Origin of the sequence: Shewanella olleyana (genome assembly GCF_023283825.1) — a bacterium.
GTDB classification, from domain to species: domain Bacteria; phylum Pseudomonadota; class Gammaproteobacteria; order Enterobacterales; family Shewanellaceae; genus Shewanella; species Shewanella olleyana.
The window spans coordinates 94446-110895 of record NZ_JAKILD010000007.1 but is presented as its reverse complement, the minus strand read 5'-3'; the positions used below and the strand labels follow the sequence as shown (position 1 = coordinate 110895).

Sequence of the window (16450 nt, the reverse complement as noted above, 5' to 3'; positions counted from 1 at the left end):
AATATAGAGCACAATGTGTAAAGCTCACCGGAGGAAACCTTGGACAAGAATATGAAGATTCTTATTGTTGATGATTTTTCAACAATGAGACGTATCATCAAGAACTTGTTGCGAGACTTGGGATTTAACAATACTCAAGAAGCAGATGATGGCTCGACCGCGTTACCAATGTTACAAAAAAGCGAATTTGATTTTGTTGTAACTGACTGGAACATGCCTGGAATGCAAGGAATTGACTTACTAAAGGCAATTCGTGCAGATGATTCACTCAAGCATTTACCTGTATTAATGGTAACTGCAGAAGCAAAACGTGAGCAAATTATTGCTGCAGCGCAAGCTGGTGTGAATGGTTATGTTGTTAAACCGTTCACTGCAGCAACCTTAAAAGAAAAACTCGATAAAATCTTTGAGCGTTTAGCATAAGCTAAGGATAAGTTATGCAGGCAGCCACATCAGGGTTGATTGATCTTGAGCAAGCCAAGCAACTCGTAAAATTACTTGAAGAAGGTCAACAAGAACAAGCTGATGAAGTCATTCGTGACTTATCAGCTCCTCTTCAACGGGAGTTGTTTGATGAAGTCGGAAAGTTGACGCGTCAACTTCATAGTTCATTGAATGAGTTCCAAATTGATACGCGATTAGCCGAACTTGCTAACAGTGAAATACCTGACGCAAAAGAAAGATTGAATTTTGTTATCGATATGACAGAGCAAGCTGCAAATAAAACTATGGATGCAGTTGAAGAATGTTTACCTTTGGCCGATACAATAATTAATAACATTCAATCGGTCACACCAATGTGGGACAAATTGATGCGAAGAGACATCGCACTGAGCGAATTTAAGTCTTTGTGTCATGACGTTCAGCACATCATGTCTCATAGCGAGCATGACTCAGGTAGATTAAAGGAATTGCTTAATCAAATTTTGATGGCACAAGATTTCCAAGATTTAACTGGGCAAATGATCCGTCGTGTTATTGATTTAGTCAGAGAAGTAGAAAGCAGTTTAGTGTCAATGCTAACTATCTTTGGTGATAATGCAGCAGACTCAGCACGGGTCGTTGATGAAAATAAAATTGAAGCAGAAGGTCCTATCTTGAACGCTGAAACACGAGAAGACGTGGTAACAGGCCAAGATGAAGTTGATGATTTGCTATCAAGTCTGGGTTTCTAATTAGGAGTCAAATTTAATGTCGTTTGATGTTGATGAAGAGATACTCCAGGACTTTTTGATTGAAGCTGGTGAAATTTTAGAGCTTCTACAAGAGCAACTCGTCGCTCTTGAAAATAATCCTGATGATGCTGATTTACTTAATGCTATTTTTAGAGGTTTCCACACCGTAAAAGGTGGTGCAGGTTTTTTAAGCTTGGGACCAATGGTCGATGTTTGTCATGAAGCTGAAAATACCTTTGATTTATTGAGAACCGGTAAGCGTCAAGTAAACGCAGAGTTAATGGATATCATTCTACAAGCTGTTGACGCTATCAACAGCATGTTTGAGCAAACTCAGCAAGGTCAGCAGCAAGATGATGCAGATCCTGATTTGTTAGAAAAGCTTAAATTGCTGAGTTCTGGTGCTCCACTTCCTTCTGAATTATCTGAGCCAGTTGCCGAACCCGCTGCCGTTGAAGAGTTTATCGAAGCGATCACTGAAGAAACAGTTGTAGAGCCAGAACCAGAGGTTACAGCCGAAACAACTTCTTCTGATGTTTCAGGCAGCATAGATGATATAGATGAGAGTGAATTTGAAGCCTTGCTCGATGCTTTGCATGGTCAAGGTAATAGTCCTACATCAATTGCTGAAAAAGCTGTTAACCAACCAATCAACACTTCAGTGACAGAATCCGTGACTGAAAATACAGCCAGTGATGAAATCACTGATGATGAGTTTGAAGCCTTGCTTGATGAGCTTCATGGCTCAGGTGGGTTCCAGTCTACGGCGAAAGTGAGCGAGCCAGCTCCAGTAGCTGAGGAACCTAAAGTTGATGCTGACGACATTACCGATGATGAATTCGAAAAATTACTTGATGAGTTACACGGTAAAGGCTCTGCACCTGCAGCAGTCACTTCAGCACCAGCCGCGCCTCAAGTTCCAGCGAGTACAAGCCAGTCTAGTACACCTAAAAGCACCAAACCTGCTGAAGCCGTAAAAGCAGCCAAAGCTGAACCTAAAGCTTCTGTAGAGCCAGCTAAAGTAACAAAAGCACCTGTAGCAAAACCAGCTCCGGCAGCTAAACCTGCTGCTAAAAAGGCTGAACCTGCCAAAGCGCAAAATGCAATGCCTCAAGGTGAAACCACTGTTCGTGTTGATACCTCTCGATTAGACCAAATTATGAATATGGTTGGAGAACTCGTATTAGTACGTAATCGCCTGGTGAGCTTAGGTATTTCTCGAGATGACGAAGAGATGTCTAAGGCGTTAGCTAATTTAGATTTGGTGACAGCGGATCTTCAGGGCGCGGTCATGAAAACGCGTATGCAGCCAATCAAGAAAGTTTTTGGTCGCTTCCCGCGCGTGGTAAGAGATTTAGCGCGGACGTTAAATAAAGAAATTGATTTAATCATGGTGGGTGAAGATACCGATCTTGATAAAAATTTAGTTGAAGCTCTTGCTGACCCATTAGTCCATTTAGTGAGAAACTCAGTGGATCACGGTATTGAAATGCCGATAACCCGTGAAGCTAATGGTAAGCCAAGAACGGGTACTATTACCTTATCTGCTAGCCAAGAAGGTGATCATATTCTTCTAAAAATTGAAGATGATGGCGCTGGTATGGATGCGGGTAAGTTAAAAGAAATTGCAATTAGTCGTGGCGTGTTGGATGAAGACTCCGCTGCCAGAATGACTGATAATGAAGCTTATAATTTAATTTTTGCTCCTGGATTTTCTACCAAGGTAGAAATCTCTGATATTTCAGGCCGTGGTGTGGGTATGGACGTGGTGAAAACACGTATTACACAGTTAAATGGTACTGTTCATATTGATTCAGTTCAGGGCAAGGGGACGATCTTAGAGATTAAAGTCCCACTCACATTAGCAATTATGCCAACTCTGATGGTTGATGTTGCTAAGCAAGTATTTGCTTTGCCTCTTTCAAGCGTTAATGAAATTTTCCATCTCGATCTAACTAAAACAAATGTAGTAGATGGCCAATTAACCGTTATCGTGCGTGATAAAGCTGTACCGCTATTTTATTTAGAGCAATGGTTACATCGAAATAAAACCAACTTTATCCATGGTGATAAAAAGCAGGGACATGTTGTCATTGTACAACTTGGAACAATGCAAATTGGTTTTGTTGTAGATGCACTTATTGGCCAAGAAGAAGTTGTGATTAAACCTCTTGGCAGTATGTTGCAAGGCACGCCAGGTATGGCGGGAGCAACGATTACTTCTGATGGTGGTATTGCACTCATTTTAGATGTGCCAGGTTTATTAAAATATTACGCTAAAAGTAAGAAGTAAAAGTTCCATTATTTAAGGAATTAAATGGCTACTAAAGTTTTAGTTGTTGATGATTCAAGTTTCTTTAGACGACGAGTCAGTGAGATTGTTAATCAAGATCCTGACTTAGAAGTTGTGGGTGTTGCCGTTAACGGTAAAGAAGCCGTTGATATGGCTGCTCAGTTGAAACCTCAAGTTATCACTATGGATATTGAAATGCCTGTAATGGACGGTATCACTGCCGTTCGTGAAATAATGGCATCAAATCCAACTCCAATATTGATGTTTTCTTCTTTAACACATGACGGAGCGCAAGCGACGCTTGATGCGTTAGATGCAGGCGCATTAGATTTTTTACCTAAGCGTTTCGAAGACATTGCCTCAAACAAAGACGATGCGATTAAACTTTTACAACAAAGGGTTAAAGCATTAGGTCGCCGTCGTTTATATAGACCTGTAACCAGAACAAGCCCGACGACAGCAAGCCCAACAGCAGCAAGAGCATCCGGTTCTAGTCTCAGTAGCTCATCTAACAGCGTAAAATCTGCTTTGGGCTCAAAGTTATCTACTTCTAGTGCAACAAATCAGCCAGCGGCTGCATCAAGCTCTGTAGCTTCCATACGAGCGAGCGGGAAAAAATATAAAGCATTATTAATTGGGACATCAACTGGTGGCCCTGTTGCTTTGCAAAAAATCCTCACGGCTTTCCCTGCGAGCTATCCTCATCCTATTTTATTAATCCAGCATATGCCTGCTGCATTTACACCAGCTTTTGCCAGTCGTCTTAATAGCTTATGCAAAATTCAAGTTAAAGAAGCACAGACAGGTGATGCACTTAAACCTGGTTGTGCTTACCTTGCACCGGGTGGCATGCAGTTGATGGTTGAGAAAAGTGGTTCTTTAGGCCGTTTGAAGGTTATCGCGGGTAACGCTGACATGAATTATAAGCCAAGTGTTGATATTACCTTTGCTTCAGCTTCAAAGGCTTTTAGCGGCGATGTGATGGCAGTTGTATTAACTGGAATGGGAGCAGATGGTCGTGAGGGTGCTAGAATGTTAAAAGCTGCTGGCGCGACTATTTGGGCTCAAGATGAAGCAAGTTGTGTTGTCTATGGGATGCCGCAAGCTGTGACTTCTGCTGGCATTTCTAGTCACTCAATCGCATTAGACAGTATGGCTGAAGCTATTATTAAAGAAACCGCTCGTGGCTAGGGTTAAGCCTGCAATGTCTACACAACACATGTTTGTTGTGTTTATATTGATTATTGCAGTGATATGTTTAGGAAGTTTATATTTTGATTTAGCAAAAAAAAATCGTGAACTAGCAATAGAAGTTAACGCGCTAAAGGGGTCGCAAGTTTTGTTAATGGTTCCCGATGATCAAGCTGCGCAAATCGCAAACTGGTTAGCTAAATACCCTGAACAAACTCAAGCTATGGCAGCAAGAGCTGCAAAAGGTGAAGATATCACCTTGGCATTCGGACCAGGAAGCGAGGTAGTTAGTTCCGACACTCTTGATAATACTCTAATGAGTGAGCAAGCAAAAAATTCTGCACTTTCAAGTCAAGCAGTCACTGAAAATGCACAAGGCGTAAAAGTCATCACGTTGCCTCATGGTGGAATTCGAGTCACAACGCGAGAATCTGAGACACCTAAAAATAATAAATAAGTGCAAACAATATTGAGTGACGAGGCGTGATTTGAAAGTATGGACAATAGCTAATCAAAAGGGCGGAGTCGGAAAGACTACGACGGTTGCAAGCCTTGCTGGCGCGTTGGTAAAACGTGGGCAGCGGGTGTTGATGATAGACACAGATCCTCACGCTTCATTGGGCTATTATCTTGGCATTGATTCTGAGCAGGTTCCTAGCTCTTTGTATGATATTTTCCTCGCTCATAAAAACCTAACCCTTGAAGGTGTTGAAAAACATATTGTTCCTACCTCTATTGATGGTTTAGATTTAATTCCAGCCACAATGGCTTTGGCAACACTTGATCGGGCGCTAGGCCATCAAGAAGGAATGGGACTAGTACTGCGAAATGTAACCTCATTGCTTGAAGATAAATATGATGTTGCCATCATTGATTGCCCCCCTATTTTAGGAGTGTTAATGGTTAATGCTCTTGCCGCTAGCCAGCACATTATCATTCCAGTACAAACCGAGTTTTTAGCTATTAAGGGCTTAGAAAGAATGATAAAAACGATGGGGCTAATGGGACGTTCTAAAAAAACTTCTTATAGCTTCACCATTTTACCAACCATGTTTGATCGCCGCACGAAAGCCTCGCCTACCGCACTTAAGTCGCTAGAAGAAACTTACCCGGATACTTTATGGCCTGATGTGATCCCTGTGGATACCAAGTTTAGGGATGCCAGTTTAGCGCACGTTCCAGTCTCGCATTTTTTCCCAAGTTCTCGTGGTATGAAAGCTTACAACCGATTATTAGACTTTTTGTTAGCGAAGGAGTTTAAGCATGTCAAAATCGGTTGACGAGACTGTTTTTGATTTTTTCGCTGTATTATTACAAGAGCCTTCAACAGAGGTTCCAGTAGCTGCTGAAAACGAACTTGATAGCAAAAAAGCAGAGGTCGAATCTGTTAGCTTTAAAAAACAACACGGTAAGACAATTAACAAAGCAAGCTTAAAAAGTACTCAAGATGTAACGAATGTCTCGGCTAAGAGCCCACAAGTTGAATCGAAAAAAGTGCATACAGAGGTAAACAAGGAGTTTGCTGAGCCTCAAGTGGATAAGGCTGCTCTATCTAAATTGTTATCGGCGGTATCTAAACCGTCGATTAAACAACATGAGCACAAGGTTGATGAATTAACAGCAGGTGAAAATCCTCCTGAACCTGTAAAAACACAGCAACAAGTTCAACAAGAAATAAAATCGAAAGCTCAGCAAGTAAGGCAACAACTTGGTCAAGTTATCGTCGAAAAAGAATCGAATGAGAAAAGCGAAACTTTATCTTCTGTTGATAATAAAGAATCTGAATTTTCAGCCGATATAAGTCTAGATAAAGCAGAAACGAGTTTTAGTGAGACCGATGGAGAGCATGATTCACGCGTTGCTCAACAGTCTGCAATTCCGCCGAGCATTACGGGTAATTTACAAGATGTATTAGACGATGAGTTTCAGGTTTTATTTTTCAATGTTGCGGGTTTAACCTTAGCTGTGCCATTGGTAAGTTTGGGTGGAATTGTTAAAATAGAACATATAAATCATTTGATTGGACGTCCTGATTGGTTTTTAGGTGTACAAACTCGTCGTGAACAAAAAGTGAATGTTGTTGATAGTTGCCGCTGGGTGATGCCTGAGAAATACACTAAAGAGTTGGCTGACGGTATCGATTATCAATATCTGGTAATGCTAGAAGACACTGACTGGGGACTTGCATGCGAATCTTTGGTTAATGCCGTTAGAATAGATAAATCACACGTTAATTGGCGTGAAAAGCCTGGTAAGCGCCCATGGCTTGCTGGAGTAGTAAAAGAACAAATGTGTGGTATTTTGAATGTGCAAGCACTTATCGAAATGCTAGATGCAGGATTAGGTTGTCAAGATTCGATTGACTGAGGTTATTTATGACAGACTCGAGAAATGTTGCAGCAGTTGCTGCTGGTAAAGAAGACGTAGTACTACAGTGGGTTACATTTAAATTAGATAATGAAACTTACGGTATTAATGTAATGCAAGTTCAGGAAGTATTGCGCTATACCGAGATTGCTCCTGTTCCAGGCGCTCCTTTATATGTACTTGGTATTATTAACCTTCGTGGTAATGTTGTCACAGTCATTGATACTCGTTCACGTTTTGGTTTAGACGCTGCTGAAGTGGATGATTCGTCGAGAATTGTCATTATTGAAGCTGAAAAGCAAGTTATTGGTATTTTGGTTGATAGCGTCGCTGAGGTTGTTTATTTGCGCCGCTCAGAAATTGATAATGCACCTAATGTTGGCACCGAAGAAAGTGCTAAGTTTATTCAAGGCGTGAGTAACCGTGACAATGAACTACTGATTTTAGTGGATTTAGATAAGTTATTATCAGATGACGAATGGGCTGAAATTACTCAGTTATAATGAAATAACTTGGTCATCTTGTTTGACAATGAAAGCCAGCATTATTTTTTGCTGGCTTTTGTGTTTTAATGACTTAATTCAATTCGGTAAGGAAAATAAATGTCGCAAGAACTGCTGATTACGATCGTTGTTTATGTTGTTAGTTGTGCTGTCATATGGATAGTCTTCAGTAAAAAGACAACAAAACTACAGAGCAAAGTCGATGCGTTAACTGTTTTAGTAAAAGAGCAGGACCGACAGCGTGAAACGGTAAAAAAAGAACTCCAAGAACTACGCAGTGGTACTATTGGTGTTGGCCGAAGAGTTGTAGAACTTGAGCAGAAAATGACTAAACAATCTGAACTCATCGAAGAAGCAAGTCAGCAAGACCCACAGTCTAAGATGTACTCTAGAGCGTTAAAAATGGTCGGCTTAGGTGCTGGAATTGAAGAGTTGATGCAAGAATGTGAGCTGCCTAAAGCTGAAGCTGAGTTGATAATCCGATTACATAAAAAGTAACCTGTTCTCTTAGCGTTTTAACTAAGTGGTATTAGTTAAAGCATATAAGTTTAGGGTATTAGCTTAGTCATATTAGTTTACGCTTTTTCAATGATTTTTTGGTGAAGGTTGTTCCATTGTTCAGGGAACTTACCATCAAGCATATAAACAAATGCAATAAGCTCTGCAATTAACGTGTAGAGCTCTTCTGGGACTTCATCACCTAACTCAAGTAGCTGTAAAAAATTGCTTAGGTGTTCATCTTGATGGATATATACACCAGCATCATTAGCTAAAGCAATAATCTCTTCCGCAATTAAATCCTGGCCCGTTGCTGTGATAGTAGGGGCTGTATTTCCATCAAAACTTAATGCCACCGCTTTCTTTACATCTTTCATCTCAAATTTCCTTATGGGGAGAAAATTTACGCATTGGTTTTTACTAAGAAATGATCACCAGGTAACAATGTTGCAGGAACAACATCAATTTTGGTGCTGATGTCTCTTGCTTGTAGACCTGCCTGTTGAATTTTCTCTGAAAGCGAAGCTTGATATTGTTCAACCTTAGATAACACCTGCATATTATTTCCTGTAAAGGTTAGGTCTAGGTATTCACCTTGCTTAACTGCCATTATGAGCAAAGGCCCTTGAGCTAAGTTAAATTTTAATTGCAGCCGCCAAACTTTATTATCGTTTTCATTTTCATCTTTAGGTGATTTCTCAAATTTCCCTTCTAATTGTTCATCTCTTTGCCCAACAGAATAGGGTAAAGCAAAGTACCAGGTTGTATTTTGATTAGGGTCACTACTGCTTTGTTGATACATGCCTATGCTGCTCGCAAGCTTTGTCATTGACTCCAGACTGCCAGCTTTGTCTAATGCGGATAATAACTGCGGAGCGAATGTCGATGGGCTCAACATCTTCTGCTGCAGTTTGTTTATGTATGACTGCAAGCGGGGGCTGGTCGTAGTATGACTATTTTGCAGTTTAAAACCTAATAGAAGCTGGAATAAGCTGGTTATCGCCCCACCAGAAAGATTAGTGTTTGCTGTCTGCATAGCTTGGGATAAGTTTAAACTTGCTAAGCTTTTAAGCTCAACTTTTAGTAGTGCAGGGTTGGCAAGTTCAGTTAAAGGGGAGGGGTCTAATTTAGGAAACAGTTTTAATAATTGAGTGGCAAGATTTTGCTGAAAATTATTACCGTCTGCACGCATTGGCAGTGCTCCAGCTTTAGACAAGTTTTGATTTAAGACCTCAAATGGTGATTTAAACGATTTGTCTATTTGGGTTTGATTGATTGCCATGGTTTCAGGGTTCAATTTGCTTAACAGTAATTTCAGTTCACCCATTTGATTTGCAGTTAAACTTGTTCCCGGTTTTATTAAGTTCTGATTAATCTGTAATTCTAGTTGTTTAAATACATTGAGCTCTAACTTACTGTGCTGGATTAGGTAGCTGTTTAATTGCTCTAACGTTTTACTATTTAAGGGTTGCTGAACCAACGCGCTCAGGCTTTGTGGTAATTGCTGGTTAGTTTCTGTTCTCTGCTCTGCGGGCTTGTTTTCATTAAAAGGGATCCGTTCTAGTTTTTTTAAAAATTGAGTGATGACTTGAATCGGTTCTGATTTAGCTATCACAGTACTGTCTAATGGCTGTGAAGTGCTTTGTGTCTTACTCGAAATGGGGCTTATAGATACGTTATCAATCAGCTGAATTGGACTTAAGCGTAATTGTAGTTGCCCAGCTAACTGTGTTACTTCTGCAAGATGAGGCCCTGAGGGCAATTTATTGAGCGGTGACACCATAATATGGGTGCCATTTTCAAAATGAAGCTTATTATTATTTATTTCTACAGAAGGTAATGGGTAACCTTGAGGCCTTGTAGCCAATGCTAAAAGCTGCTGAGATGACACTCCATTGGATTTTGCTAATTGGAGTATCTCATCAGGGAGATTAAATTTTATTGCTTGGGATACGATTACAATTTGTTTAATAACCTGGTTGTTCTGGCCGTTCACTGCTGAGGGTATTGTAGCTTGAAGCTGCATTAAGTTATCAGCATTGAGCATTACTTTTGCACCGGATTGTATTAACTGCCGGATCTGATCATTGGTATGAATTTGAAATAATTTCCCATTCACTTCAATGGCTAGATTATTAGCTTTGGCTGCACTAACTTCGCTTTGCGAAGCTAAATGATCTTGAGTTAAGATCTTGACAGCTCTTAATGCCGTATTTACCGTTAATGGGCTACTGGTGTCTTTAGTGGCTTGCTGTTGTTCAGGTGATTGTTTGTTTTTAACGTTTAGGCTAGCTGTTTCAGGATGAACTTGTGCCTTAACACTATTTTTGGAAGCGTGACTAGTTTTGGAAGCATGACGAGTAAGAGAATCTGTAGATGATGCTCTTAATGTGGATAATCCGGAAGAATTTGTTAATTTTATTGAAGTCATGATAAATCCAGTATCACCTTTAAATATGTCCTATTACAATTTAATTGTTGATTTACAATGTTTCAGCAGTATTCTTAGCGATAACTGTAGCTCTTAGCGACAACAGTAGCCAGAATGTCAAAATTCAACTTTAAGATCTAGCGATAACACTAACCTTTATCGACTCGCAATCATTAAGCTTTAACGTTTCAATTCACTTACAATTGCATACAACTTGTGATTTATTTTATGTTTAGAATGTTAGTTATAGTATTGATTTAAATTATTATTAGGGTGTTAAATGATTAATTGGTTTGAATTCGCTTGTTTGTTCCCCTAAAGAGAAATGTATGAAGTATAAATGGATGTTACTTTCTTTGTTGTTGGGTTGCTCTTCTGCTTCAAGTAAAGCAGAGGAAATAAATACTGTGAGTGAACCTACTCAAAAACCAGCTGTGGAAATTATTTATAATGATCCACGGGATCCCATCGAAGGTTTTAACCGCGCGATGTGGGATTTTAATTATCTGATTTTAGATAAGCATTTATTCCGTCCAATTGCCCATGGTTATAACGATTATATACCTTCGCCAGTTAAGTCAGGCGTCAATAATTTTGTACGTAATTTTGAAGAACCTAGTTCACTCGTCAATAATGCTTTACAAGGAAAATGGGGCTGGGCGGCTAATGCTGGCGGACGCTTTACTGTAAATACAACCCTAGGGCTACTTGGCGTAGTTGATGTTGCTGACATGATGGGAATGGTCAGAAAGCAAGATGATTTTAATGAAGTACTAGGCTATTACGGTGTGCCTAATGGTCCTTATTTTATGGCGCCCTTTTTTGGTCCTTATGTGACTCGCGAACTCGCGACAGATTGGGTTGATGGTCTATACTTTCCTTTATCAGAGTTCTTGTTGTGGCAATCAATTGTAAAGTGGGGATTAAAAAATCTAGATTCCCGTGCATCTGCTATTGATCAAGAACGTTTATTAGATAATGCGCTTGATCCGTATACCTTTGTCAAAGAAGCTTATTTTCAGTATATGGATTACAAAGTTTACGATGGCAATGTGCCAGCTAAACAAGATGACGATGAGTTGCTCGAAGAATACTTATCTGAACTTGAGTAACGCTGCCGAGGCGAAAAGCGACTTCGGCAGTTAGCTGTCGAGGGAGTTGTATGGCATTAACCGATGTCTCAGTGCTTTTAGTTGAAGATGATTCAGTTTTTAGGCAGTTATTGACGGATTTTTTAATCCAACAAGGTGCAGTTGTATTTGAAGCTTGTGATGGTGACGAAGGCGTCAGTGAGTTTCAATCTCACACGGTTGATATTGTCATTGCAGATTTAAGTATGCCAAGGCTAGGTGGCCTTGGCATGTTGAAACAAATTCTTAAGATAAATCCCGCTATCCCTTCTATCGTCATATCCGGCAATAATGTAATGGCAGATGTGGTTGAGGCGCTGAGGTATGGTGCAAGTGATTACCTTGTAAAACCAGTTGCCGACTTAAAAATTATTGAACATGCGATCGAACAAGCCATTTCTCCTGCGAATAATCAATTTGGTGTTGTCGACTTTAATGATAGCGACGCCGTCATTAATTCTGCTGCCAGCATGAGCCAAGATTTATGTTATCAAGAGCTCAGTGATAATCTCACTTTACTTGAACATAATGCAGAAGCTGCAAAAAGTGTTCAGCAGCAGCTTTTTCCCGCCTCTAATGTGAGCTATCCAGCTGCCCGAATCCATTACAGCCTTTGTAAAAATAGCGATGTAAGTGCGTACTTCATTGATTCGACCATGGTGGGCGAAAATAATTTAATCATGTATATGGCTCACTTCCACCCGGAAGATAATCGTTCAGCTTTTGGTTGTGTCATGCTGCGAAGTTTTGTTAATCAAAAACTCAAACTGTATCGAAATGGTCTAAGCACCACTCTAATTGAACCGTTTAACATGTTGAGTTACCTCAATGATAGAATGGCAAATTCAGGTTTAAGTCTTTATGTCGATATCGTTTATGTCGCAGTAGAACTAACAAATTTTCGTGCGGCTATTGGCCAAGCTGGAAGCGGTCTACGGTGTTATTTAAGAAATGATAATGGCCTAGCACCATTAGCTATTTCTGAGTCTTTACAGCTTGGTGCTGTTCAGTGGAATAAACCTAGTATGCAATTTAGGACATTAATGCCAAATGAGAAAATTTGCATTGCGAGTAACATATCTCATCACAAAAGTAGATTAATGAAAAATCAATTTGATGGTTTGTTTTATGATGAAGAACTACCTGCTGGTGGTTTTATTGAGCTCGAACTATCTTAAAGCTTATTCAAAGTTTTCATTCATTATTTCAGTAAATAAAAGCATAAAAAAACCTCGCAATTGCGAGGTTTTTTTGAAGTATTAACCACAGGCTTAGCTTGGTTTAATTGCTTCGTGTTCTGCAGTAACAGCGATTTCTTCAGTCAAGGCTTGTTCTTCAGTTTCATTTTGCCCTTCAGCGCCATGCATCCAGCTAACAAGCTTGTCAGCCATGAAGTAAAGAATAATGCCTGATATAACAGAAGTAATTGCGATACCCGCAAAGATTGACATTGCATTGGCTAATTGCTCTTCTTTACCACCGTCATGGCCGATAAATGAGCCAACTATACCGCCGATCTTATTAGCGATAGCAATGAATAAGAACCAAGCGCCCATCATTAATGATGCGATACGCAGAGGAGCCAATTTAGTCACCATAGAAAGGCCGATAGGAGATAAACATAATTCGCCCATTGTATGGAAGAAGTATGCACCAACTAACCACCACATGCTTGATTTAGCATTTGCATCGCCGCCCATTTCTAGTACAGCGCCAATCATGAATAAGAAACCAATACCCAGTAATACAAGACCTAAAGCAAACTTAACTGGTGAGTTAGGCTCATTCTTGCCAAGACGCACCCAAATAGAGGCGATAACTGGAGCGAAGATAACAATAAACATCGCATTTAATGATTGGAACCAAGTTGTCGGTACTTCCCATCCACCAATCATACGATCGGTGAAATCGTGAGTGAATAGATTGAGTAAGCCGCCCGCTTGTTCGAAACCCGCCCAGAAAATAATAGTAAATAGACCCATAACCATAATGACTTTAATACGGTCACGTTCAATTTTAGTTAATGGTTCTTTACGAACATTACCAGCAGCGGCATCTTTCTCTTTTTCAAGTTTAGCAGCAGGGTAACGTCCAATATCACCCAATAATCTTTGAGCAAAAATAAACTGTATGATTAATGAAAATACCATACCGATACCAGCACATAGGAAACCCATTTGGAAGTTACCGTCATAAGCTGCAACAACTGAACCTACAATGATACCTGAAAGGAATGCACCAACGTTGATACCCATATAGAAGATAGTGAATGCACCATCACGACGATGATCGCCTTCTTCATATAAATCACCAACCATAGTAGAAATGTTTGGTTTAAACAGACCGTTACCTAAGATTAGGGTGCCTAGACCGAGGTAAAACATCATTGTTTCTTGACCTGGTATCCAGCTGTGAGGCAGTGCTAATAGGAATTGGCCAGCAGCCATTAACGCACCACCAATCATGATGGCTTTGCGTTGGCCTAAATAGGTATCAGCTAACCAGCCACCAATGAGTGGGGTTAAATAAACAAGGCCTGTGAAAGTACCGTATAGAGAGATAGCATCTGCTTGTGTCCAACCTAGACCGTGTCCACCTTCTGTTTGTACTTTATCAACAAGATATAGCACCAGAATGGCGCGCATTGCGTAATAACTGAATCTTTCCCAAAGTTCTGTTGTAAACAGCAGGAAAAGCCCCTTGGGATGACCAAGCATGGTCCCCTGTGGTTTTGCATTGCTCATTAAGTCTTCCACCTTAAGCTTGTGATTTGCCTGTGGGACAAACGTCGCCACAGAAATTGTTGTCTGCAATGGTAATTAATTTCAACGTATTGATATTTTCAGCCTTAAGCCTTTTAGTGTTTCAATTTGGTTGCTATAAAATTAATCACTTTGTTGTTTATTTATTATATTAAATATTGTCTTTTTAAAGTTTTAATCATGAAAACCAGAAAAAGCTAACCTTATATACCCTTTTAAGCCCCTAGAAGTCAATGGCAATGGGGTATCTGGCTCAGTAAATACTTGTACAAAATTACCTTTTAAAACGATTTGCAGGATACGTATGTTGTGGGTTTGGGCTGTTTTGTAAATTTTGAATGCCAGAGGTATGTTTCAGTAAATTTAACCATCAATTTTTAAGGGGGCTGTTTTAGTTTGCTTAGTATAGGCATTAATTTTGTAATTGAATCTATACTTGTTGTAATTAAATGTATTTTCTTTGCAAACTCTTAACAAATATATAAAATGTAATCCGCTGGTTTTATGCTGCTATATTGGTTTCGTTTTAAAAATTACCGATTTTATAATTAATGAGCAGTGCCAAGTTTCCGAGAGTAAGGTGGCTAAATGAATATTAAAATATTAGTTTCACTTATATTCTTGTGTTTTATCCCGGCGAGTTATGCTTGGATAGATTCGGACAAAGATGGTGTGCCTGACAAGAAAGATGCCTGCCCAGATACACCCGTTGGCGTTGTCGTATTAGCAAATGGCTGCCAAGATGTCTCTGAATTAACAAGTGTAAACAGTTTAGAACAACAGGATCTGTTTCAGGACAATCAAGAACAAGATTTATATCTTTCTCAAGCGTCTTCATTACCGATTTATTTTGACTTTGCACGTACAGAGGTTTTGACCACGCAACTGCCTACAATCAAGAAGGCCTTGCCTGTGTTGCTAAAAAGCAAAGCTATCTTACTAGTGGGGCACACAGATAATGTGGGTTCTGAACAAAGCAATTTAAGTCTTTCGTTGCAAAGAGCGTTATCAGTCAAAAAAGTGCTAGTTGAACAATTTGATTTTGAAGTTAGTGCGATAACAGTACTAGGAAAAGGAAGTTTTGAGCCAGTGACAAGCAATACAACAGCTGAGCAAAGACAATTAAACAGACGTGTAGAATTTAAAGTAAAAAAATAATTTTTATTAAGGGAGTAAGACAATGGAAAATATTGAAGGTTTAATAGCTCAAGCACCTGAGTTTATAGTGACTTATGGTCTTAAAGCTGTCATGGCGATTGTGATATTTATTATCGGTAAATATCTAGCTAATGTGGCAAAAAAGTTGACCACAAAAATGATGTTGGGCCGTAAAATTGATGAAACAGTAGCTTCATTTGTCGGTAATTTAGTCTGGGGATTAGTTTTTGTCTTTACCATCATTGCAACCTTAGGACAGATTGGCGTTCAAACGGCTTCACTAGTGGCTGTTATTGGTGCCGCGGGCCTTGCTGTTGGTTTGGCGCTTCAGGGCTCTTTATCGAATTTTGCCGCTGGCGTATTGATGGTTATTTTCCGTCCTTGTCGCGTAGGTGATTTTGTTGAAGCAGCTGGTGTAGCAGGTGTGATTGAAGAAATTACCATTTTCTCTACTAAGCTTCGCACTGGAGACAACAAAACCATTATTGCGCCAAACTCAGCGATGATGGATGGCACAATTACTAACTACTCAACTAAAGAAACACGTCGAGTTGATTTGGTCATCGGTGTGGGTTACACATCAGACATCGCAGCAACCAAGAAAGTTATTTCTTCTGTATTAGACAACAATCAATATGTACTTAAAGATCCAGAATATACCGTTGCCTTAGGTGAGCTTGGTGATAGCTCTATCAACTTCGTGGTTCGCCCTTGGGTTAAGACTGCTGATTATTGGGGAGCAAAGTTCGAATTACTTGAACAAATCAAAAATGCGCTTGATGCTGCTAATATTGAAATTCCATTTCCGCAAATGGATTTACACTTAAAAGAAATGCCTGCTCAGTAATATTGAGTTAAGCAATCGTTTTAAAGCCAGCATGTATGCTGGCTTTTTTGTTTTCAGCCCTTAAACCACCAACTTCAGTAGATTGATTATTTACT

General features: G+C 39.7%; 16 protein-coding genes. 13 read left to right on the top strand and 3 right to left on the bottom strand.

From position 1 onward, the window contains the following. The first annotated feature begins 39 nt into the window (after nucleotides 1-39). From cheY to L2735_RS06830, 9 genes are all read left to right on the top strand, one after another. Nucleotides 40-423: a chemotaxis response regulator CheY gene (cheY, locus tag L2735_RS06870; RefSeq protein ID WP_080916243.1), complete on the top strand. Its 384-nt coding sequence runs from the start codon at nucleotides 40-42 to the stop codon at nucleotides 421-423. 14 nt (nucleotides 424-437) lie between these two features. Next, complete coding sequence (locus L2735_RS06865; protein WP_248984001.1) at nucleotides 438-1175, top strand: protein phosphatase CheZ; 738 nt, start codon at nucleotides 438-440, stop codon at nucleotides 1173-1175. 16 nt (nucleotides 1176-1191) lie between these two features. Next, nucleotides 1192-3468 (top strand): chemotaxis protein CheA, encoded by a 2277-nt coding sequence (locus L2735_RS06860; protein ID WP_248984000.1) that lies wholly within the window; start codon nucleotides 1192-1194, stop codon nucleotides 3466-3468. 24 nt (nucleotides 3469-3492) lie between these two features. Next, nucleotides 3493-4659: a protein-glutamate methylesterase/protein-glutamine glutaminase gene (locus tag L2735_RS06855; RefSeq protein WP_248983999.1), complete on the top strand. Its 1167-nt coding sequence runs from the start codon at nucleotides 3493-3495 to the stop codon at nucleotides 4657-4659. Nucleotides 4660-4672: 13 nt separating this feature from the next. Continuing rightward, complete coding sequence (locus tag L2735_RS06850) at nucleotides 4673-5116, top strand: membrane anchored protein in chemotaxis locus (RefSeq protein WP_248983998.1); 444 nt, start codon at nucleotides 4673-4675, stop codon at nucleotides 5114-5116. Nucleotides 5117-5147: 31 nt separating this feature from the next. After that, the gene (locus L2735_RS06845; RefSeq protein WP_248983997.1) at nucleotides 5148-5939 is read left to right on the top strand and encodes a ParA family protein; all 792 of its coding nucleotides are present in this window, start codon (nucleotides 5148-5150) and stop codon (nucleotides 5937-5939) included. Further along, nucleotides 5923-7026, top strand: coding sequence for a chemotaxis protein CheW (locus L2735_RS06840; RefSeq protein WP_248983996.1), 1104 nt, complete (start codon nucleotides 5923-5925; stop codon nucleotides 7024-7026). The genes L2735_RS06845 and L2735_RS06840 overlap by 17 nt, the downstream gene beginning before the upstream one ends. 8 nt (nucleotides 7027-7034) lie before the next feature. Continuing rightward, a complete protein-coding gene (locus L2735_RS06835; RefSeq protein ID WP_102529032.1) occupies nucleotides 7035-7529 on the top strand; it encodes a chemotaxis protein CheW in 495 nt (164 codons plus the stop codon). A gap of 99 nt (nucleotides 7530-7628) precedes the next feature. Continuing rightward, nucleotides 7629-8027 carry a DUF2802 domain-containing protein gene (locus L2735_RS06830; RefSeq protein WP_248983995.1) on the top strand — a complete coding sequence of 133 codons (399 nt, stop codon included), beginning with the start codon at nucleotides 7629-7631 and terminating at the stop codon, nucleotides 8025-8027. A 77-nt stretch (nucleotides 8028-8104) separates the two neighbouring features. On the opposite strand, the gene L2735_RS06825 is transcribed toward L2735_RS06830, so the two are convergent. Continuing rightward, nucleotides 8105-8404 carry an EscU/YscU/HrcU family type III secretion system export apparatus switch protein gene (locus L2735_RS06825; RefSeq protein ID WP_248983994.1) on the bottom strand — a complete coding sequence of 100 codons (300 nt, stop codon included), beginning with the start codon at nucleotides 8402-8404 and terminating at the stop codon, nucleotides 8105-8107. Nucleotides 8405-8430: 26 nt separating this feature from the next. Then, entirely contained in the window at nucleotides 8431-10458 is a 2028-nt protein-coding gene (locus L2735_RS06820; RefSeq protein WP_248983993.1) for a hypothetical protein, read from the bottom strand. A 329-nt stretch (nucleotides 10459-10787) separates the two neighbouring features. Between L2735_RS06820 and L2735_RS06815 the strand changes: the two genes are divergently transcribed. Then, a complete protein-coding gene (locus L2735_RS06815; protein WP_248983992.1) occupies nucleotides 10788-11570 on the top strand; it encodes an MlaA family lipoprotein in 783 nt (260 codons plus the stop codon). Between the two features lie 50 nt (nucleotides 11571-11620). Beyond that, nucleotides 11621-12766, top strand: a complete 1146-nt coding sequence (locus L2735_RS06810) for a response regulator (RefSeq protein WP_248983991.1) — start codon at nucleotides 11621-11623, stop codon at nucleotides 12764-12766. Nucleotides 12767-12859: 93 nt separating this feature from the next. Here L2735_RS06810 and L2735_RS06805 read toward each other — a convergent pair whose 3' ends face one another. After that, nucleotides 12860-14332, bottom strand: a complete 1473-nt coding sequence (locus L2735_RS06805; protein WP_248983990.1) for a peptide MFS transporter — start codon at nucleotides 14330-14332, stop codon at nucleotides 12860-12862. A gap of 606 nt (nucleotides 14333-14938) precedes the next feature. Here L2735_RS06805 and L2735_RS06800 point away from each other — a divergent pair. Next, nucleotides 14939-15508 (top strand): OmpA family protein, encoded by a 570-nt coding sequence (locus tag L2735_RS06800; protein WP_248983989.1) that lies wholly within the window; start codon nucleotides 14939-14941, stop codon nucleotides 15506-15508. 22 nt (nucleotides 15509-15530) lie between these two features. Beyond that, nucleotides 15531-16355, top strand: a complete 825-nt coding sequence (locus L2735_RS06795; protein ID WP_248983988.1) for a mechanosensitive ion channel family protein — start codon at nucleotides 15531-15533, stop codon at nucleotides 16353-16355. Nucleotides 16356-16450 lie beyond the last annotated feature (95 nt).

Bases quoted from the DNA above. Each gene is read 5' to 3' on its own strand.
- L2735_RS06855 (WP_248983999.1), top strand. From the start codon at position 3,493: ATGGCTACTAAAGTTTTAGTTGTTGATGATTCAAGTTTCTTTAGACGA.
- L2735_RS06805 (WP_248983990.1), bottom strand. From the start codon at position 14,332: ATGAGCAATGCAAAACCACAGGGGACCATGCTTGGTCATCCCAAGGGG.
- L2735_RS06840 (WP_248983996.1), top strand. From the start codon at position 5,923: ATGTCAAAATCGGTTGACGAGACTGTTTTTGATTTTTTCGCTGTATTA.
- L2735_RS06860 (WP_248984000.1), top strand. From the start codon at position 1,192: ATGTCGTTTGATGTTGATGAAGAGATACTCCAGGACTTTTTGATTGAA.
- L2735_RS06825 (WP_248983994.1), bottom strand. From the start codon at position 8,404: ATGAAAGATGTAAAGAAAGCGGTGGCATTAAGTTTTGATGGAAATACA.
- L2735_RS06815 (WP_248983992.1), top strand. From the start codon at position 10,788: ATGAAGTATAAATGGATGTTACTTTCTTTGTTGTTGGGTTGCTCTTCT.
- L2735_RS06800 (WP_248983989.1), top strand. From the start codon at position 14,939: ATGAATATTAAAATATTAGTTTCACTTATATTCTTGTGTTTTATCCCG.
- L2735_RS06835 (WP_102529032.1), top strand. From the start codon at position 7,035: ATGACAGACTCGAGAAATGTTGCAGCAGTTGCTGCTGGTAAAGAAGAC.
- L2735_RS06820 (WP_248983993.1), bottom strand. From the start codon at position 10,458: ATGACTTCAATAAAATTAACAAATTCTTCCGGATTATCCACATTAAGA.
- L2735_RS06830 (WP_248983995.1), top strand. From the start codon at position 7,629: ATGTCGCAAGAACTGCTGATTACGATCGTTGTTTATGTTGTTAGTTGT.
- L2735_RS06810 (WP_248983991.1), top strand. From the start codon at position 11,621: ATGGCATTAACCGATGTCTCAGTGCTTTTAGTTGAAGATGATTCAGTT.
- L2735_RS06865 (WP_248984001.1), top strand. From the start codon at position 438: ATGCAGGCAGCCACATCAGGGTTGATTGATCTTGAGCAAGCCAAGCAA.
- L2735_RS06795 (WP_248983988.1), top strand. From the start codon at position 15,531: ATGGAAAATATTGAAGGTTTAATAGCTCAAGCACCTGAGTTTATAGTG.
- L2735_RS06850 (WP_248983998.1), top strand. From the start codon at position 4,673: ATGTCTACACAACACATGTTTGTTGTGTTTATATTGATTATTGCAGTG.